The 21,386-nt window shown below is 40.2% G+C and carries 13 protein-coding genes; 9 read left to right on the forward strand and 4 right to left on the reverse strand.

The features are described 5' to 3' along the window. The first annotated feature begins 43 nt into the window (after nt 1–43). The 6 genes from BMW86_RS23795 (at nt 44) to BMW86_RS23820 (ending at nt 12,664) form a co-directional block, all read left to right on the forward strand. On the forward strand, nt 44–1,447 hold the full coding sequence (locus BMW86_RS23795; protein WP_089784640.1) for a GumC domain-containing protein: 1,404 nt from the start codon (nt 44–46) through the stop codon (nt 1,445–1,447). Between the two features lie 20 nt (nt 1,448–1,467). Then, the gene (locus tag BMW86_RS23800) at nt 1,468–2,532 is read left to right on the forward strand and encodes a tail fiber protein (protein WP_089784642.1); all 1,065 of its coding nucleotides are present in this window, start codon (nt 1,468–1,470) and stop codon (nt 2,530–2,532) included. A 216-nt stretch (nt 2,533–2,748) separates the two neighbouring features. Continuing rightward, nucleotides 2,749–3,933 carry a hypothetical protein gene (locus BMW86_RS23805; protein WP_143056676.1) on the forward strand — a complete coding sequence of 395 codons (1,185 nt, stop codon included), beginning with the start codon at nt 2,749–2,751 and terminating at the stop codon, nt 3,931–3,933. 170 nt (nt 3,934–4,103) lie between these two features. Beyond that, a complete protein-coding gene (locus BMW86_RS23810; protein ID WP_177189371.1) occupies nt 4,104–7,484 on the forward strand; it encodes a hypothetical protein in 3,381 nt (1,126 codons plus the stop codon). Nucleotides 7,485–7,491: 7 nt separating this feature from the next. Further along, nucleotides 7,492–11,919, forward strand: a complete 4,428-nt coding sequence (locus BMW86_RS23815; RefSeq protein ID WP_218149207.1) for a DUF6443 domain-containing protein — start codon at nt 7,492–7,494, stop codon at nt 11,917–11,919. After that, nucleotides 11,906–12,664 (forward strand): toxin-antitoxin system YwqK family antitoxin, encoded by a 759-nt coding sequence (locus BMW86_RS23820; RefSeq protein WP_089784648.1) that lies wholly within the window; start codon nt 11,906–11,908, stop codon nt 12,662–12,664. Before BMW86_RS23815 ends, BMW86_RS23820 begins: the two co-directional genes overlap by 14 nt. Nucleotides 12,665–12,668: 4 nt before the next feature. Here the strand turns inward: BMW86_RS23820 and BMW86_RS23825 are convergent, their stop codons facing one another. Both BMW86_RS23825 and BMW86_RS23830 read right to left on the reverse strand, forming a co-directional pair. Beyond that, the gene (locus tag BMW86_RS23825; RefSeq protein WP_089784650.1) at nt 12,669–13,034 is read right to left on the reverse strand and encodes a hypothetical protein; all 366 of its coding nucleotides are present in this window, start codon (nt 13,032–13,034) and stop codon (nt 12,669–12,671) included. Nucleotides 13,035–13,283: 249 nt separating this feature from the next. Continuing rightward, nucleotides 13,284–14,039 (reverse strand): porin family protein, encoded by a 756-nt coding sequence (locus BMW86_RS23830; protein ID WP_089784652.1) that lies wholly within the window; start codon nt 14,037–14,039, stop codon nt 13,284–13,286. Nucleotides 14,040–14,253: 214 nt separating this feature from the next. Between BMW86_RS23830 and BMW86_RS23835 the strand changes: the two genes are divergently transcribed. Next, nucleotides 14,254–16,056, forward strand: a complete 1,803-nt coding sequence (locus tag BMW86_RS23835) for a glycoside hydrolase family 35 protein (protein WP_089784654.1) — start codon at nt 14,254–14,256, stop codon at nt 16,054–16,056. A 42-nt stretch (nt 16,057–16,098) separates the two neighbouring features. After that, nucleotides 16,099–17,052, forward strand: a complete 954-nt coding sequence (locus tag BMW86_RS23840) for a transglutaminase domain-containing protein (RefSeq protein WP_143056678.1) — start codon at nt 16,099–16,101, stop codon at nt 17,050–17,052. A gap of 149 nt (nt 17,053–17,201) precedes the next feature. Here BMW86_RS23840 and BMW86_RS23845 read toward each other — a convergent pair whose 3' ends face one another. Further along, entirely contained in the window at nt 17,202–18,335 is a 1,134-nt protein-coding gene (locus tag BMW86_RS23845; RefSeq protein WP_255372990.1) for a glycoside hydrolase family 88/105 protein, read from the reverse strand. A 194-nt stretch (nt 18,336–18,529) separates the two neighbouring features. On the opposite strand from BMW86_RS23845, the gene BMW86_RS23850 reads away from it, so the two are divergent. Then, complete coding sequence (locus BMW86_RS23850; RefSeq protein ID WP_089784659.1) at nt 18,530–18,970, forward strand: CBS domain-containing protein; 441 nt, start codon at nt 18,530–18,532, stop codon at nt 18,968–18,970. Here BMW86_RS23850 and BMW86_RS23855 read toward each other — a convergent pair. Then, entirely contained in the window at nt 18,967–21,384 is a 2,418-nt protein-coding gene (locus tag BMW86_RS23855) for a TonB-dependent receptor domain-containing protein (RefSeq protein ID WP_089784662.1), read from the reverse strand. The genes BMW86_RS23850 and BMW86_RS23855 overlap by 4 nt on opposite strands. Between the last annotated feature and the right edge of the window lie 2 nt (nt 21,385–21,386).

The following is a 21,386-nucleotide window of genomic DNA, read 5'->3' on the forward strand; positions in this document are numbered from 1 at the left end:
GTAAGAGATACCTATTTCATATTATTTTAAAGACATTCCCTATATGCGTCAATTTTTACTCTTTGCATTGTTTGTTATTTTATCAGCTCTTCCTGTTTTTGCTATTGACGCAGACAGTACTGTCACAAAACTACCAGAGAAATATTTATCCCAGGTACAGCATAAATCCCATCATGTAGAGGAGCAGGTAAACAAACGCACTGAAAAGGCTTTGGACAGGTTTGCCAAACAGGAAAAGAAGATGCAGGCCAAATTGTGGAAGGTAGATTCTGTGGCTGCAAAGAACATCTTTACCCGTTCTATAGATAAGTTGAATGGGCTGAAATCCGGCCTTAAAAACAAGGTACCGGGTAATGTTCCATTAGGTGGCAATGCAGACCTGGATACTTTGCAGAACTCACTGAAATTCCTGGATGGGTCTAAAGACTTGTTGGGTTCATCGAAAGATAAACTTAGCAGTGCTACTCAAAGTGTACAGGATTTGCAGGGAAAGCTACAACAGGCGGAAGAAGTAAAGGCATATATCCGTGAACGCAGACAGCAATTGAAAGATCAGCTGGCGCAGTATACCGGGTTTGGTAAAGACCTGCAGAATATGAATAAAGAGGCCTATTATTATGGGCAGCAGATCAATGAATATAAATCTTTGCTCAAAGATAAAAAGAAGGCGGAAGCTAAAGCCGTAGAGATGTTAAAGAAAGTACCTGCCTATAATGATTTCATTCAGAAACATTCACAACTGGCCAGTTTGTTCAATCTCTCTGCTGCCAGTAATACAGCACAAAGCCTGGAAGGTCTGCAAACCCGTTCACAGGTAGAGCAGTTGGTACAGCAGCGGATTGGCGGTAGCCCTTCTGCACAGGCGGCAGTGAGTCAGCAGATGGAGCAGGCAAGGTCACAGTTCAGCGAATTGAAAAGCAAGTTCCCTGAGCTGGATAATGCAGGCGACATGCCGGATTTCAAACCAAATCCAATGAAGACGAAAAGCTTTTTGCAGCGTTTGGAATTTGGAGGGAATGTACAGTTCCAGAAATCCAGTAAGTATTATCCTACAACATCAGACATCGCTGGTCAGGTGGCTTATAAGTTCCATAAGAACGGTAGTGCCGGTGTTGGGATCTCTTATAAACTGGGCTTAGGTACTGGCTGGAATGATATTGCTATCAGTCATCAGGGAGTAGGTTTGAGAAGTTTTGTTGACTGGAAGCTGAAAGGGACCTTCTTTATAAACGGTGGTTTTGAAGAGAATTATCTGTCAACGTTTTCTCATGTGGAACAGTTAAAGAACTGGAAGGGCTGGCAGGGGAGTGCATTAATAGGTATCAGCAAAAAGTATAAAATCAGTGCAAAGCTGAAAGGAAATATAATGGTGTTGTATGATTTCCTGGCCAGCAGGAATGTTCCATCAACAAGCCCTGTTAAGTTGAGAATGGGGTATAATTTTTAAGATAAATCCAAATTTAAAATATGACTAAGAAATTTTTACTGCTTGCTTGTGCAAGCTCCTTTTTTACTGTGGTTAATTGTTTTTCCCAGGGAGTTGCTTTTGATAGTTTGAAGGCTAATACAGGGACTAATAAGACACTGATCTTTACACCAGTTGCCAATTATGGACACAAAATTTACGGTTTTGATGCGGGTACCAGGAGTGACCTTCGTTTTGCTACCCGTGCAAATACGCCTATCTGGTCAGATATCATGACTATCACTTCAGCAGGAAATGTTGGGATAGGTACTATTAGTCCTACAGAGAAGTTAACACTAAACGGAAATATTTTATTGGCATCGCAAAATTTCATCGGATTTGCATTAAATGACCGATTCACTTATGATGGTAAACTTCAGCCAAATTATGGTATGCAGTGGGCGCCGGATAGCTGGAGTGCAGCGGGGAACAGTTTGTGGATGGCCAGTTATGGAGGACTGAAATTCTTTACTACAGGTGTTCTCAGGATGGCTATTAATGATGCTGGTAATACAGGTATAGGGACTGCTAGTCCGGTAGTGAAACTGAGTGTGTATGGTGGCAATAACAATGAAGGTGCGATATCCATTCAATCAGGTGTTGATAGCCGGTTTTATATACAGGAAGGTGATAATATGCTGAAGATAGGAGGGGTTAATTCAGGCGTAGGCGTTATTAACGTAATTAACACCGGTAATGTAGGCATTGGTACTACTACTACCGGTAGTAATAAATTAGCTGTGGAAGGTACTATTGCGGCAAGGAAAGTTAAAGTCACCCAGGCTTCACCATGGCCGGACTTTGTATTTGATTCTTCCTATCAGTTACCATCTTTATGGGAAATTAAAAATTATGTAACTGTTAATAAACATTTGCCTGATGTACCGTCTGCCAAAGAAGTAGAAAAGAATGGACAGGATCTGGGAGAGATGAATAGAGTGTTGTTGCAGAAAGTAGAAGAGCTGACGTTGCATCTGATTGAAATGAATGAAAAGAAAAGTGATTTGGAAAAGAGGGTAGAAATACTGGAACGTTTGTATAATCAGGAGCATCCTTCCTGTCATTAAGCAGAAATATGTCACCAACAATATTATGTTGGTGACAATGAAATATATTTTTTAAGGCAAATCTGTGGCTAAATTTTAGGAGATCATGAATGTTTGTTATTTAAGGGGACTACTTCCGGAAAAGCATCTTTAGCACCGCATCAATTACCTAAAACAGATAATATCAAGGCCGGTCTTGGATATAACTTCTAATCAATATACCTTAAATTTTAATTCATGAAATCAGTTTTTTTCGTGTTATCCCTGTTGTGTGCATCGTTGTGCGTGGATGCTCAGTATTATAATGATGTGTATTCTTATTATACTAATGGAACGCCTGTAAATGGGGTAAAGATCAAAACCAATTTGCCCTTTACTTCTGTTTCACAGATGCCGACCATTATGATAGAAGGCTTCCAATACAGTACAGGTTCCCCTATTAACCTGACGCTGGTATATAACATAAATGGCACCGTATTTAACAATGCTTCGGTAAGTACTTCCGGTGCTGCAAATCCACCGGTTTATCTGGCTGCAGAAAATGGGAAAGTGGTCATTTTTATAGACAGTAAAACTATTTACCAGCGTTTACATATCCGTGCTTATGCAACGGGGCTGTCTGCCGAAACAGCGGCTAATTTCACCGGATGGACAGCTGTAGATTCTACACTATCTGGTAGTGCTACTGCCACCTTGCTGGTTCCTTACTTAAATAAGTTTGCAGGTAATGTCTATCTGCCGGGTACAGGTATCTGGAATAGTGCGGGGAAGCTGGGTGTAGGCACACTAACGCCACGTGCTACTGTTGATATTGGTACCATGGTAACAGATACAACCACATTAGTATTAGCCAGGTTACCAGAAGGTGATTATGCTGGCATAGGTACTTGCTTAAGCGCTCATGCTTATAATACCGTACCCGTGAATTCCGTGTCATTTTCACTGGAACATAAATACTACGGTAATCTTAACAGTGCGATCAACTTTTTCAGGGGTTCAAGTACTCTGGGAGGATTTATGACATTTTCTACGAATAACGGTACCGAAAGAATGCGCATTGATGGCAGCGGTAATGTGGGTATTGGTACTACGACTCCAGGTACTTATAAACTAGCAGTAGAAGGTACTATAGGTGCCAGAAGAGTGCAGGTGAAACAAACCAGCTGGGCAGATTTTGTATTCCAGGAGGATTATCAGTTAACCCCTTTAACCGAAGTAGAAAATTATATTAATGCGAATAAACATTTATCGGGTATTCCTTCTGCTGAGGAAGTGGTAAAAGATGGGATTGATGTAGGGGAAATGAATAAGAAGCTGTTGCAGAAAGTGGAGGAGTTGACATTATACCTGATAGAGATGAAAAAAGAGAATAATGATTTAAAGAAAAGAATGGATGCACTTGAACATGCAACACCCCAATGATAAGGGTATAATGTCGAATAGTTAACAGGCCAATATTAGAATATTAAACTATGAATAGGATACTTGTTTTTTTTATGTTTTGTTGCATCCCGGTACTTTACGTTGCAGCACAAAACAAACCGATAGTACCATTAAGCCCTGAGACAGCTGAGTTATTTAAATATAATGATATGCCTGTTAGTATGATGACAGGTGTACCTCAGATCAGTTATCCTTTGTATGAGATCAATACAGGTAAAATCAAACTACCTCTTTCATTGAGTTATCATGCATCCGGGATTAAAGTTACACAAAGAGCTACCTGGGTGGGGTTGGGTTGGTCATTAGCGCCTGGAGGTAGTATAGGAAGGGCTGTAAGGGGGAATGTGGATGAGAAGGATGTATATGGCTGGTTTAATCATATGTCCTCTCTCGATACAATACCATTGATTCAGAGTTATTATACCATGATGAATTGGGCAAATAATACTCCTGATCCGCAACCGGATTTTTTCGATTATAGTTTTTCTGGTAAATCAGGACGATTCATTTATTCAAGAACATCAAAATCATTTGTTACTATTCCTTATCAGTCTGTTCAAATAAAAAGAATAGCTGCTGATAATACATATCAGATCACAGATGATGATGGAACAAGATATTTTTTCGAACGTAAAAAGCTGGTTACTAACGATACTGAAGGATTTCAACAATATGTGCAGGAATGGAACCTTACCCGGATTATTTCAGATGATAGCAGTGACACATTATACCTGAATTATGATTACCCTGCTACATCCAATCCTGATTGGAGTACGGAAACGACTACAACATATTCCAGGAGCTATATGATGAAGACTGGTGAGGTCAATTATGTTAAAGGTGAATTGACATCTTCCAGCAGTCAATCTCAGTATGATGCATCCAAATTAAAAGAGATCGTTTTCCGGCAGGGGAAGGTTACATTTTATGCCAATACAGTGAGAAATGATTACGGCAATAATTTACTGGATAGCATCGTAGTTTATAGCAAGGATGGGTCAGGTTATCAGAGAGTAAAGAAGGTTTCTTTTGCATATGACTATTTTTCTGATGGAAATACATCTCCTGGTTTTGTAGACTACAGGTTGAAACTATTATCTTTTATGACTGAAGATATTAATGGTGGACAGCCTGAAAAATATCAGTTCGGTTATGTGAATACACCCATACCTTCTATAACGTCTTTTGCGGCTGATTATTGGGGCTTTTATAACGGCGCCACATCCAATGCTAGTCTGATGCCTAATATATTGCCGCAAGATGCTGCATTGAGTAAATACGGAGTTTTGGGTGATGCGAACCGGCAGCCCTCTGATTCTTTTATTATGGCAGGGTTGTTAAACAGGATTACCTATCCAACAGGAGGGTATACTACATTGAAATTTGAACCCAATAAATATATAAAGTCCTGGACGAATACTGTAGATACCTCATTAGGGATATTCAAAATATATGGAGGGGGCAGACTTGCTACAACCACTCAGACGATCAATTTTAAAACGGTTTCACCTACCGGTGCGTCAACGGCCTGGGCTACTATTCATTTTACGCTTTCTCCTTTTTCTGCAAATCCAGTATCAACAGCACAGTTGGTGACCTTTAAGGATTCAACGACAGGTACAATTATACAATCATGGAGTTCGGATACTTATTCTGATTATCAGAATGCGCATGTTATCGAATATCAATATGAATGTAATACAAGTCATGTATACCAATTAACCGCAACGGTAAAGGATCTGGTTACGACTTATATTGATGCATATGTAAAGGGTACTACAATTGAGTCATCCATGCAATTAAATTCCGGGGGAGGAATAAGAATACAAACAATTTCATCTTACAATACAGATAGCACACTTCAGAAACAGGAAGTGTATAAATATGCAGCCGGAGAAACCGGTATGGGTAGTATGCCTTTCAGCCCGGAGGAGATAATCTATGGCAACTTTTATGGACATGCTACTGCTGAAGCTAAGCCGGGGCCAACAGCATGTACAATTCAGACTGGTCAGAAAATTACATTTGTTGGCCCGCCGGTTTATTCTAATATCAACTTCCAGGGAGCCAATGTATTATATCCATACGTGACTAAATATGAGTACGGAAATAATGTATCTAACGGTAAGACGATCTATCAATATAATCTTCCTAATGATTATGTTGTTATTCCAACTCCGGGTAGTCTGGGAGGAAAGGAAAGGATTAATAATACACTGTTTGATGAGCAGTTGTATACAGTACATACTTATAAATACAATGTTGGGGATAGTTCATATCGCCTGTTAAAACAGGTGACCAATAGTTACGGTTTATACAATTTCAATACAGAGAAGGGATACCAACTATGGAGTATACTAGAGTGGCTGACTTTAGAACATTGCAATGCTGAACAGGCTACTGATTTTAATTATATGATGTATAATATAAAAAGTGGGGGATATCGTCTGACTGCTACGAAACAACAGGAATATGATGATAATGGTATAGTCCTGGAAGATAGTATTGGTTATACCTATAATAATTATGCGTTGCCCTCAAAAATATGGCACATGAACAGCAAAAAGGATTCTGTATATGATATCATGTATTATCCAGGTAATCATGCGCTGAATGATCCTAATGCGGGTATACTAAATCAGATGGTCCGCAGAAATATGATCCGGCAGCCATATTGGAAAGGCAATTATAAAAATGGCATATTACTGAGTTATCAACGTACAATGTATGATAACCTGTGGGGAACAAATGATAGCCTTATAGCCCCTAAAACAGACAGTATATGGGGATATGGGGGGAATGATGGAGTACCGGTAAGTACAGTTTCATACCAGGCGTATGGAAAGTATGGTAACATCATGCAGATGACTGATCCAAAAGGAGTTCCTTCAAGCTATACCTGGACAACTGACGGTACTTATCCTGTATCACAATCTATAGGAGCCAATATTAATGAGGTATTATATAATGGCTTTGAAGAGGCAAGTAACTGGACAGGTGTTACAAGTGATGCAACACAAGTATATTCGGGTCGTTATGCTGGTATGATAACAAATGCAGGTACTGCAACCTATCCGGGCTGGATTAATGTTTCTCTTGCAGCAGCTACGAAGTTTAGGTTTTCCGGCTGGATATATAGCAATGGCCCCGGTGCCACTATCAACCTGATGATGAAAAAGAGTGGTGAAACTGCTGCTTATTCCTACATAGACAACATCTCTACCGCCCAAACAGGCAAGTGGGTATATGTGGAGAAAGAGTACGCTGTTCCCATCGATGTAAAAATGCTAAGTATTCGTGTTGATAATAATGGTACTGGTAAAGTATGGTTTGATGATATAAAATTGCGCCCTTCTGTAGCTCAGATGAGTACCTATACGTATACTCCATTGGTAGGAATGACCAGTAAGAATGATGAGGGGAACCATATTGTTTATTATGAGTATGATGGATTGGGCAGATTAAAAGTGATCAGAGACAAGGACAGAAACATTTTAAAAACCTTTTCCTATAACTATACCATTCAATAATATAACGATGAAAACTAAATATATGAAAGGGTTTTTATTCATACTGTGTATATGCCTGTCTGGTATTTATACGGATATTATGGCACAGGTGCCCACGACAGGAGCAAGAGTTGCTGCTACTCCTGGGGCCTTGCCTGCTGTGGTTTCCTCGAACAATTTTGTTCGTACTTGGGAGCCAAGCATGCCTTCTGCAGATCAGAATACGGTGCAGAATGCTGTCCGTACTGTAAGTGAAGTAAAACAGACTACTATTTACCTGGATGGATTAGGACGTCCTTTACAGACTGTTACCAAAAGGATCAGTCCCGAAGGGAAGGACCAGGTTTCTCCTGTTGTATATGACGCCTATGGGCGTGAGCAATATAAATATCTACCCTATGTGCAGCATACAGATAGCATGGATAATGGGAATTTAAAAACCAATCCTTTTTTAGGACAAAAGAGTTTCTATGGAGATGCTAACTATAATCCGGGTATTGCCGGCGAGCATATTTATTATAGTCAGACAGTGTATGAAGCATCCCCACTTAACAGGGTGTTAAAGACATATGCTCCTGGAGACAGTTGGGCCAGTGAAGGTGGCAATCATCCTGTGCAATATCAATATCTTATTAATACAGTAGCCGATTCTGTTCGCATCTGGAATATCAGTACATCACTTCCAACCAGTACTGGTACGTACGCTGCCGGAACACTACGGAAAAATATTGTAATAGATGAGAATGGTAATCAGAGTGTAGAGTATAAAGATAAGGATGGTCGCGTTGTTTTAAAGAAGGTTCAGTCAGCAGCTACTGCGGGTACTGCTCATATAGGCTGGTTGTGTACTTATTATGTGTATGATAATCTGGATAATCTGCGTTTTGTAATACCACCCTTGGCAGTTGAGAAAAGCATGATAGCTGCATGGAATGTAAGTGCTGTTGCTGATGAGTTATGTTTTCAGTATCAGTATGACAGTCGCAAACGAATGACTGCAAAGAAAGTACCTGGTGCAGGGCTGGTATATCTTGTTTATGATACGAGAGACAGGCCTGTATTTACACAGGATGCCAATCAACGCTTAAAATCTCCGCAGGAATGGCTGGTGACTTTTTATGATGGTATTAACCGTCCGACTATGACTGCTATTTATAAAGCAAATACAACCCAGGCGGCTCTCCAGACAAGTTTGAATAGTATAACCACTACGCAATCCATAAATTATGTATTCCCTGGTATTGCAGATCTGGTAGTAACTGATTACGATGGCAGTAGTAGTTATACTGCTACCAATACTGTTTCTTTAGTGGATAACTTTGATTCAGGTGTTGGGGCTGATTTCATTGCAACGATTGATCCAGCACTGACAGGTGGGTCGACTACTATCAATGCGACTAATCCTTTGCCTGCAATTTCTGCAGCAGCACTAACTCCTCTTACTTATACATTTTATGATGATTATAGTTATGCGGGAGCTTCTGCTTATCAGACAGGGGATTTAGCTAAACTCCTGCCGGGTATAAATCCTTATCAGGAAGCATTATCTAATACTCCCAGTACCTTAACTAATGGAATGGTAACTGGTACTAAAGTAAGGGTACTTGATACAGAGCAATGGTTAACAACTTCTACTTATTATAATGATAAAGGACGTGTAATTCAAACTATTGCTGATAATGTAACAGGAGGGAAGGATATTGTTACCAACCTCTATGATTTTAGCGGTAAGGTATTAAGCAATTATCTCCGGCATAGCAATCCACGTAGTGAACAAACCCGAAAGACAACAGTACTTACAATGATGGAGTATGATGCTGCGGGACGGTTAACCAGTATTAAGAAGAGGTTGAATGATGATAGTAGTCAGGATAGAATTATTGCAGTTAACAGCTATGATGAATTGGGAAAGCTCAAGCGCAAGCGATTGGGCGTAACAGGTGCTTCATCTCAGTTGGATACCCTGACTTATACTTATAATATCCGCGGATGGTTACAGGGTGTGAATAAATCTTTTGTAAATACATCCAGCAGTGATAACTGGTTTGGCGAGGAATTGAATTATGATTACGGATTCAGTGTTAACCAGTACAATGGTAACATTGCGGGTACCAAATGGAAAAGCAAGTCTGATGGTACACCTCGTGCATATGGGTACAGCTATGACAAAGTGAACCGTTTGACAGGAGCCGATTTTACCCAACAGAATACTACTGGTGCAGCATGGACGATTGATAAAGTAGATTTCTCTGTCAGTAACCTGGCTTATGATGCAAATGGGAATATTAAAACCATGACACAAAAGGGGATGGCTGGAACTGCCATCAGTACAATAGATCAGATGATTTATTCGTACACTTCTTCAGGAAGTAATAAATTATTGGGTGTATCAGATACCTGTAAGACGGCTTCTGCCAAACTGGGTGATTTTATCAATGGGACGAATGCCGGAGATGATTATAGGTATGATATCAATGGCAACTTGACAAAAGATCTAAATAAAGGCATTGATACGATTAACTATAATCACCTGAATTTGCCTTCGCTGGTTAAGATCAGAAGTAAAGGAACTATTACTTATCAGTATGATGCTGCTGGTAATAAATTGAAGAAAACAGTTGTAGACAGTACAATAAGTACACCTAAAACAACGGTCACAGATTATGTTGGTGGTTTGGTTTATGAACAGGATACTTTGCAGTTTTTATCTCATGAAGAGGGACGAATCAGGCCTGTATACAAAACTGGTCAGGCGCTAAGTTTTACCTATGATTATTTTGAAAAGGATCATCTGGGTAATGTAAGAGTAGTTTTGGGTACACAGAGTGATACCAGCAAATATGCAGCTACTATGGAAACTGCTGTTATTGCTTATGAAAATGCGTTATTCAGTAATATTGATAATACACGTACCCTCATATCTTCTATAGCCGGTTATCCCGCGGATAATACCACTAACCCGAATGCTTATGTCGCCAAGCTGAATGCTGTAAACGGGCAGAAGATAGGGCCTTCATTGGTATTGCGTGTAATGGCTGGTGATACTATCCAATTGGGTGTAAAAGCTTTTTACAAAAGCACAGGAACCAGTACATCAAGTACTACATCCACTAATATGCTGGCGGCTTTATTACAGGCCTTCAGTGGAGGTAGTGTAAGTGATGGGGCGCATAATGCAACAGGTACTGGTTCTCCTCTTTCTACCAGCTTTAGCACAACAGATTATGATGCGTTAAAACAGAAAGATCCTACTCAAAACCTGACAGACAAACCTAAATCCTACCTGAACTATGCCTTGTTTGATGATAGATTCAGCGTGGTAAATGAAAACAGTGGTGTGAAGCAGGTCCAGGGCAGTCCTGATCAGTTGCAGACGTTGGGTACAGACAGAATGGTAATTAAGAAAACAGGATTTCTGTATATTTATACCAGTAATGAGAGTGGAGAGGATGTGTTCTTTGATAATCTGGTGGTTGTGCATAATGGTGGGCCTTTATTGGAGGAAACGCATTATTATCCATTTGGGTTGACGATGGCGGGAATTTCGTCCAAAGCACTAAAAGGGATGAATTATGCAGAGAACAGATTAAAGTATAATGGGAAAGAGTTACAGAGTGGCGAGTTTAAGGATGGCAGTGGATTAGAGTTGTATGATTATGGCGCCAGAATGTATGATGCTCAGATAGGAAGGTGGGGAGTGATTGATCCATTAAGCGAAAAAGGTAGGAGGTGGAGTCCTTATGTGTATACATTTAATAACCCTATCCGGTTTACTGATCCGGATGGAATGTGGCCTGACCTTGGAGAATATCTGAATAAATTGGTGAGTTCAGCTATGACTTCTGCAAAGAATTATGCAGTTAAAAGGATGAAACAAATGGCAGTAAATGCAGTTAATACCTTAGTTCAAAGTGGGAAGGATGAAGCTAGGGAAGTTGTTAAAAATACTTCAGTAGATATAAAGGGATCAATGACTGTTTCAGTAGGTGCGCAAGGAGGTTTTGAAGTTAAAAATGCACATGGAGGAATGGTGAATTTCCTTAGTACAGATTTATTTTCAATAAAAGTAGGAACTCAAAAGCCAATCGGTGAATTAAGGCTAAAAGATGCTTCTGGTCTGACCTACATTGGAGAGGATGGCAAAGCGAATCTTAAAAGCTCACTTAGTTATAATTATATGTCACCTATGGGGTTGGGTGCAGGTGCAGAGGTCTCAAAAGAAGTAGGCTTTCAATATAAAGAAGGTAAAGTAGACATACAATCGGATGTGAGTTCAGTGTCAGGTGGTCCTTCGGTTGGGGCTTTTAACATAAATGCCGGTCAGGAAACTGATAAGATAAGTGGTGATACTTATCGCAAGGCATCTATTGGTTTTGGGACTGAACGCGCTTATTTATTGGGTATAAAACTAGAAGTAAACGCAGAAATTAAATATAAAAAACATGGAGATGATTAAGTATATATATGGATCTGTAATAATTATTTTTTGCACTTTAAGTTGTAATTACAAAAAAGAAGTGAAAGAATATTATGAAGGCGGGGAGATTAAGAGTCGGGTGATAGCTGATAAAGCTCATGTCAAATGGATTGGATACTATAAAAATGGTCAGATTGAAAGCGAGGGAGAATTACTGAATGGAAGTCGTGTAGGAAACTGGACTTATTATTATGAGAATAAGACTTTGAAGGCCCAGGGATATTATGATGATGGACTAAAAAAAGGACCATGGCATTACAATATTAAGGATAGTACTTATCAGATAGAGTGGGATGTCTTTTATAACAGGTTACTAAAAATAAATGTACCTGCCGATTGGGTAAAAAAGGAACAACTTGGTGATAATGTACCTCTGGCTGCATTTAATACTGATAGCAATGGTGATGCTAATTTTAATATTATGATTTTCAGTTATGATCATAGAAATCTTGATAGCGTCATCAATGAAAACATCAGAAAGTCGAGATCTAATCTGGGATACAAAATAGAAGTCTTATCTTTAAAGGAGGTGGATGTAAATAATATAAAGGGGAAGGAGGTTATGCAGCATGTCCTTGCTGAGGGTAAGGATCTAACCGTATTGCAGTATAATCTCGTACATACAGACTCATTATATCTTATATCGTTTTTTATAAATAAAAATAAGTATCCTATTTATGAAAATTTAGTTAATGAAGTTATATCCAGTTTTGCATTGAAGTAATATTTTAAAGTTGATTTAATTTCACTTGAAAATAAATGTTATAGTGAAAGAAAGAGGAATTTATTGCGACCAGACTTTTTACTATTTCTTTTTCAGATGTACTAAAATGAACTTCCATATAATCAAACTGTTTAGCAGCCATCGCGAGAGACATACGGCCTATAAAAACATGTTTTTTCCAGGAAGGAACCGGTGGGAGCCCTAAAGGCGTAAATTGATCATCAGTATCTTCCAATGAAATGAACTTGTAATTGTATTTTGCCAATTCCTTACGGATGTTTTTTGTTATGAGAGCTTCATCGACACCAATCTTGGCAATACCAAGAAATAAGAAAAACAGAAAGGGAACAATGATAAAAGCAACACCCATTTGACGTTATTATTTTATTAAAAGGAACTATGAAAATTAATGAAATTTATCCAGAGTTGATAATTTCAATAGCAGAGGGTTTAAATATGGAATTTAATTATTAGTTAAGGATAATGAGCACATTTACATTTTTTGAAATAGGCTTTTCCTTATAATGGTGATAATCAGTTTCTATTATGCATTAAGAAATAGAATTGTATTAATATTTTCTTAGCAAAAGCCGCAGGATTTATCCTGCGGCTTTTTACTTTACTTACGACAAACCCTCATCGCATACCCCACTACTACCACCGCAGCCCCTGTATTATTCTTTCCATTCACATCTCCTTTCTGAATTTTCACAAACCCATAATTCCCGCCGCCTTCAACAAATATGCTGCTATTCTTTAAATGATAAGCAACCCCTATATGCCCGTCAACACCCGCATTAACAGAATGCAAATCTTTCTTGATATTCTCCGTTCTATCAAAAGATTGTTCTCCTATAGGAAGAGGTTGTGTGTGTTGTTCATCGAGGTAAATAGTGCTGCTGCCACTGGTGATATTTTTAGCATTCAGTACGAAACTTACAAAAGGGCCGGCCGCCGCATATACATCCCAATGATTACGTAATAAGAAATGATATTTCGCCAGGATAGGGATCATGAGGTAGTTGAATTTAGCAGTGCTTTTGTAATCAGCATAGAGGTAGGGGGGAACCTGACCATCCGGGAACATAGCGGCTAATTCAGGTGGAGTAGAGAAAGCCTGGTTGCCATTCTTCTTGCCACCCTGAGAACTGTACTGTACTTCAGGCTGGATGGAAAAACGTCTGGTAAGATGGAACTCTGCCTGTAAAGAAGCATCCGGACCAAGCCGCGAGCCATAACCTTTATTAATGGGGTTTGCAGAATTACCGGAAGTGAGATTGGGAATACTTAGACCAGCTTTGATTCCGATATCGGTCTGCGCTATGGCGTTTATAGAAGCCACCAGAAGCAGGAGAATACATGAGTATCTTTTCATGATGTGAAAGTTGTGTTGGATAGAAGAAATGGGATAAACAAGGGCTACCTTATAAAGTTACGATTATCAGCATATAATAAAACATATGAATGCAGGATAATGTTGTCTTCTTTATTGATATGATGTTCACAATGTCTGGTAGATTATTGTTGAGTGGATTTCATTTTAGCATTACATTGCTTATTTTACCCACTTAATCAATGTTACAGGGACAATGAGAAAAATGTTAATCATGAGCGCTGTCGCTTTGCTTTGCTGTATAGTCATGGTACAGGGGCAGGCTAAACACTCCTTTGCGCTGGGGAAAACAGCTTTTTTACTGGACGGGAAACCTTACCAGATCATCAGCGGGGAAATGCATCCTGCACGTATCCCGAAAGAATACTGGAAACACCGTATCCAGATGGCGAAAGCGATGGGATGTAATACCATCGCTGTATACGTATTCTGGAACTATCACGAACAGGACCCCGGTCAGTTTGATTTTACGTCGGAGAACCGGGATATAGCAGCGTTTATTAAGCTGATACAGGCAGAAGGGATGTGGGTATTGTTACGCCCCGGGCCATATGTATGCGGAGAATGGGATTTCGGTGGATTACCACCTTACCTGCTACGCACCCCGGATATTAAAGTGCGTTGCCTTGATCCCCGTTATATGGAAGCCGTAACACGCTACGCCAAAGCCCTCAGCGAACAGGTGAAGCCATTACTGGTCACCAACGGCGGACCAATCCTCATGATGCAGGTGGAAAATGAATACGGCAGCTTCGGCAACGATAAACAATACCTCTATAAGCTGAAACAGATCTGGGAAGAGGATGGCATTAATATCCCCTTCTACACCGCAGACGGCCCCGTAGCAGCTTTACTGGAAGCCGGTGGCGTACCAGGAGCCGCAGTAGGTCTCGATTCCGGTAGCTCTGAAGGCGACTTCACCGCTGCTCACAACTACAACCCCGATGTTCCCAGCTTCAGCAGTGAATCCTATCCAGGCTGGTTAACACACTGGGGGGAGAAATGGGCCCGTCCTGATAAAGCCGGCATCCTGAAAGAAGTGAAATTCCTGATGGACACCAAACGTTCTTTCAACCTCTACGTAATTCATGGTGGTACTAACTTTGGCTTTACTGCTGGTGCCAACTCCGGAGGTAAGGGGTATGAGCCGGATCTCACCAGCTATGATTATGATGCACCTGTAAATGAACAGGGTTGTGCTACTGAAAAGTATATAGCATTACGTGAACTGATCGGTTCTTACACTAAAAAGAAATTACCCGCTATTCCGGCACCAATACCAACCATCACTATTCCGTCTATACAGTTAACTCCATTCACCAGTATATGGGCACATTTGCCTGCTGCCATGCAGAGTATACAGCCTAAGCCTTTTGAGGCTTACGGACAGGATTATGGCTTTATGGTTTATAAAACCGTACTGATAGGACATAAAAGCGGAAAACTGGACATTACTTCCTTGCATGATTACGGCACTGTATTTTTAAATGGACAATACATTGGTAAAATCGATCGTCGTCTTGGTGAACACAGCATTGAATTACCTAAGTCAGACGTAAAAGATCCTGTATTGGAAATATTAGTGGAAGGTATGGGCCGTATCAATTTTGCACAGGAATTGATAGACCGTAAAGGCATCACTGATAGGGTTACACTGAATGGTATGACCCTCATGAATTGGGAAGTATATGGTTTACCCATGAAGAACGATTTCATTACACAACTGAAAGGAAGCGATAAAACGGACAGACCTGGTCAGTTCTTTAAAGCCAGCTTTAACCTGACAGCTACAGGAGATACTTATTTAGACCTTTCTGCCTTTAAAAAAGGGATAGTATGGGTGAATGGGCATAATTTAGGCAGGTACTGGGAAATAGGCCCGCAGAAGCGTTTATACTGCCCTGCTACCTGGTTGAATAAAGGGGAAAATACAATTGTAGTATTTGATCTGCATCAACTGGATGTGGCATCTGTGACAGGAAATAATTTACCGGAGTAAGATGAGAAAGGTAGATTTACGTGGGCTTATAAATGAGACTTTGTGAAATTATTAACTAATTGCATTTTTCTATTTTTCCTGGTCCCCTGTGTTTATGGACAGAAGATCGACTATTCTGCTATAGATGCGCGGGTATGGGCAATGAAGAACGATCCTTCGATTGATCTGAAAAAGCAGGTAAGTGAACTTACAAACGGCCTTGCGAATAATTTTTTAAAGACAAGAGCTATTTTCGATTGGGTTGCACTAAATATTAAATACGATTGGGAAACTTATAATAACAAAGAAAATGAACAACCCGGTTATGTATTTAAGTCACCTGCAATGGTCTTAAACCAAAGAATAGGTATTTGTTCAGAGATCAGTGGTCTGGTGAAAGAAATGTTCACTACCGCAGGAATTGAATGTGTAATAGTGGAAGGAACAGCTTCCGGAATGCGTCCAGGTGACATAGATGCACATGCCTGGAATGCGGTTAAGTTAAATAATAAATGGTATTTAATGGATTGTACATGGGCAAGAACGATGCCGATGAAAAATGCGGAGGTAGAGTTTTTTTATTTCCTCACACCTCCAGAACAATTCATTGCATCTCATCGTCCACAGGATAAAAAATGGAGTTTACTTGATCAGATGATTTCAGTTGACGGGTTTTCTGCTTTACCTATTATCGATCCATACTTTTTTAAGTATTCCAGTAAATCATATCCATTAAAATCCACGCTTAATGTAAAGAATGGCAAACTGGTTGTTGATAATTATGTAAAAGCAGATAGTAAACAATATATTCAGATAGAAAGCGGAAATGACATTATCTCTGATTACATGGGTACGAGTCAGTCAACTAGTGCTGACAATACTACTGTTTCGTATGATTTAAAAGAAATACCCAAAGGAGAATATTTATTGAATGTTGGAGTATACGTTCCGGCGGAAGGTGAAGATGGTTTAGATGAGATAAAAACAATGTTGGTATTTAATCTGATCATTGAGTAGATAAATTAATCAGGAAGAGGCTGAAAATCTCTTCCTGATTAATTCCTTTTTCTTCAGGCATGTATGCCGGAAAACATCCCCAAAAAAGAAAACAGCACATAGTGCTGTTTTGCTAAAAATCTTTATCAGTCGTAGAATTTGTCAGGTTATTAATTAGACAGCAATGCAGTAGCACACCATAATATCGGTGCCTGTCCCTGCAGATCACCTACAACACGGTTACGGTTGAGGTAGTATTGTTTATCGTTTTTCTTGGTAGTCGCTTCACTTACTTCTTTGATATCACCGGCTTCATTGATATATTTTACCAGGGCAATCCAGGCGTTCCTTGCTGCAGGGCCATATTCTTTTTCGTCCAGCCAGCCTTTCTTCACACCTACTATCAGTGCATAGGTGAACATACCGGAAGCAGATGTTTCTGCCCAGGCATCCGGTTCATCCAGCAGCTGATGCCACATAAAGTTTTTGTCCTGTGTTGCTTTCAGGCCAGCCATCATCTTTTTATAAGCATCCAGTATACGTGGTCTGTTTGAATTGTCGATAGATAATTCGAGCAGTAATTCGGTCATACCGGCAGCTACCCAGCCATTACCTCTGCCCCAGAGGAAAGGAGCATCCTGTGCGTGGTAGAAAAGGCCGTTCGACTGCTGCAGACCCAGGTAAGCTACCATTTCATTGGCAGCGTTCTCCATGTATTTTTTATTGGCAGTAGCGCGGAATGCCTGTACCTGTAACAGGGTGATCAGGTATGTGTCTTCTATCCACATACGGCTCTGCCAGGATAAGCCCTGGTTGCTGTATTTCTGTTGTTCCGGACGGATGGTCTCAGGCTGTTCCCATTGCTGGTCGGCAAAAGGTTGTCCAAGCGCCAGGTACCTGTTCTGGTTGGTTTGCAGGTATAGTTCCATGGGTACAACACCAAATACGCTGTGGTCCACATTGTCTGCTTTAGGTACCAGACTCTGGGATTGTGCCAGCAGCGGGTCAAAACGTCCAACCAGTTTTTCCAGCAGGTTTTTGTTGCGGGCAACTTTGGCAAATCTCAATGCCCCGTACCAGGTGCATACTTCGGGATAGGTGATACTTTCCGTAGGCGTGGAAGCTCCAAAGTTGTCGAATTGGGAGGTCGCATAGTGGTTAGCTACGTAACTCCCAATAGCAGCAGGATCTGTGCCGAGAGGCCAGTCTTTAAAAATTTTCTGCGATTTCACAGCTCCAAATGGAAGCAATATCGCTACAGCAGCAGTTATTACAGATTTCATTGCCCGTTTATTCGTCCTCATGAAAATAATTTAGAGTGCCTACATTGTACCTTTTATGTAAACTATTGCGTAAAGTAATATATAAAAATACGTTATGCAAGATTTCTTATAGAAATTAATAATGATTTGTGCCTGGATTTCTCCTTTTTTATCCGGTTTTAATATCTTAACTTAGGAAACACGGTAATCTATTCTTCATTTTTAAAGTCCTCGTTATGGGAACAGTACGTGATATCCTGCAGGTTAAGGGCCATGCAGTCTACTCTGTCCATCCGGACAACACCGTTTATGAAGCTTTAAGCGTATTGGTGGAAAAAAATGTGGGCGCCCTCATGGTGCTAAACGACAATGATGAGGTAGTAGGCATTTTTTCAGAACGTGACTATGCCCGAAGAGTAATCGTTAAAGGACGCGCATCCAAAGACACCCTGATCAGCGAAATTATGACAGAAAACCCCTTTACTGTCACTGAAAAGGATTCCATTGAAGATTGCATGGTGAAAATGACGGACAAACATATCCGTCACTTACCAGTTACAGACGAACGAAACCGGCTGCTCGGTATGATCTCTATCGGCGACGTGGTAAAACACATTATAGACGAGCAACGCTTCATCATTAACAACCTCGAAGGATACATCAAAGGTACCCGCTAGTTACCCGTCCTGCGTTGTTCTTCAGACGTGCCCGTCTGCCGTTCCCTTGCGCCTTTTACTGCGCTGTTGCCAAAGTTCCAGGTAACACTGAAATTCACTCTCCGGCTTTGCCAGCGATTGTGGATATTGATATCCAGTGAGTTGTACCTGGCAGTTCCTCTGAACTGCTCTCCATAAAAGATATCGCTCACATTCAGCTTAAAGATGGCTCTTTTGTTAAACAGCGATTTTTGTACACCGGCACCAATGTTAAAATTGGAACGGCCTTTGAAAATCCCCCATACGAAAGGGGAATTGTAGTAGCCATTCAGCTCCAGCTTCCAGTTATCCGGAAGAGTAAACGTATGGGTAGACTGATAATTAAACGCTACAATAGAACTGGCGAGATTGATGGATGTATCCTTAATATGATACTTGTTATAATTAAGGTTGATGTTATTGGTGATGCTCCACCATTTTGTGGGATCCAGGGGTAAAATGATGGTAGCATAGTAACCATTACTGCGTTCAAAATTCTTTTCATAACTGGTGGTTACTTTGGTCACATCATCCTGGTCCAGGTATTCCAGTATGACATGGTTGGTAACGTTGTATCCAAGAGTGGCTATATACTTTTGTTTAAAAGTATAACTCAGCTCTGCCGTATTGGTATACTCAGGGTTCAGATAAGGATTACCCTTGCCATAGGTATATTTATCAAGGAAATAAACAAAGGGATTGAGATTATCATAATCCGGCCGGTTGATACGCCTGGAATAGGAGATCCCCATTTTGTGTGATTCATTAAAAGTATAATCGGCAGACATGCTGGGAAAGAAATCGAGATAACTTCTTTTTACCCTGCTTTGCAAAGTAACAGATTCTCCATCCGAATTTGTTTGCTCCATTCTCAAACCTAGCTGTACATCTGTTCCTTTAAAACTCTTTTTGATAGTAGCATAAGCCGCCAGTACATTTTCTTTGTAAATAAACTGGTTACTCTGTGATAATGCCGGCTCATATTTTCCCTGTCGCAAAGAGTCGTATAGCAGTGTGTTATCAGTCGTTACAAAACTACCTTTTACTCCTGCTTCCAGTTTTAGTGTTTTATTAAATGGCAGTACCAGGTCCGCTTTGATACTTTTTATCGTGATGTCTGTAAAAGTATTATTACGGATAGCATGGGGATCATAATTAGAAGGATCTTCAGGATGATACATACTATCATTCAGGTGTACATTCCTGTGGTAATGAAATTTTGCCAGATCTGCATCCATACTGATTTCCGTTCCCATCGTATCCAGTTGTCCCTTGTAATTCAGGTTAATGGTGGTGTTACGGAAACGGTCATTATTATTAGTATGGGTTTGTAAAGCAGAATCCAGTTTTTCACCGGTACCCGTAATCGATGTTTTGTTCCATAAGTTACTATAAAAAGCATTCCGGAAACCATTTACCAGTACACCAACCGTATGTTTCGGGGTAATGAAATAATCCAGTCCTGCTTTGAAACTGTTACTCGTAAAATTCCTTCGTGCAAATATATCAGAGGTAAAAGTCTGTGGAATATCTCCGGTTATATTTCTAATAAACTTACGGTTATTAAAGAACTTCCTGTTACTGTAATCATAGCTGCCAAACAGATTAAATTTCTCTGTACGCCAGTTGAAATTCGTTCCGGTATTATAGAGGGGATAACGTCCGGCACCCACACCGGCAGTAACAGAACCGTTGATACCTGTAACAATCCCTTTTTTAGTTTTTATATTGATGATCCCGCTGTTACCTGCAGCATCGTATTTGGCAGAAGGACTGGTAATAATTTCTATCTGGGAAATGGTTTCTGCGGGCATGCTTTTCAGCAGATTGGCCAGCTGTTCTCCTGTCAAATACGTGAGTTTCCCGTCCAGCATAATGGTGACACCTTTTTTGCCTTTCAGTAATACATTATCGTCCTGATCTACCTGTACTCCAGGGGCTCTTTGTAAGATATCCAGGGCTGTACCGCCGGAAGCAGCCACACTGCTTTCCACGTTTAGGATAGTGGCCCCGTTTCGTCTTTCAATAAAAGGCTTCTGTGCAGATACAGTAACGCCCTGGAGGCTTTTAGAAGCCTGCTGTAATACCAGCTGGGAAAGTTTAATATTCTTATGTTCCGCGTCAACAGAAAAAGCAGGTGTAGATGTTGTTGTATACCCCATCAGGGAAGCCTGGATAAAATAACGACCATCGCTGATCTTATCGAAATTACAGATGCCTGATGCATCACTTAATTCTCCTTTTACCAGAGAGGAATCTTTTACGTGTCTTAACAGTACACTGGTGTAGGGTAATGGTTGTCCCTTACTATCAGCAATACTAATATTTATCTTCTGCGCATAAGTGATCCCTGTACTTACAAATGCAAGCAGTACGAGTAAAATTATCTTCTCCATAA

This window comes from Chitinophaga sp. YR573 (assembly GCF_900110995.1).
In the GTDB taxonomy this organism is placed as follows: domain Bacteria; phylum Bacteroidota; class Bacteroidia; order Chitinophagales; family Chitinophagaceae; genus Chitinophaga.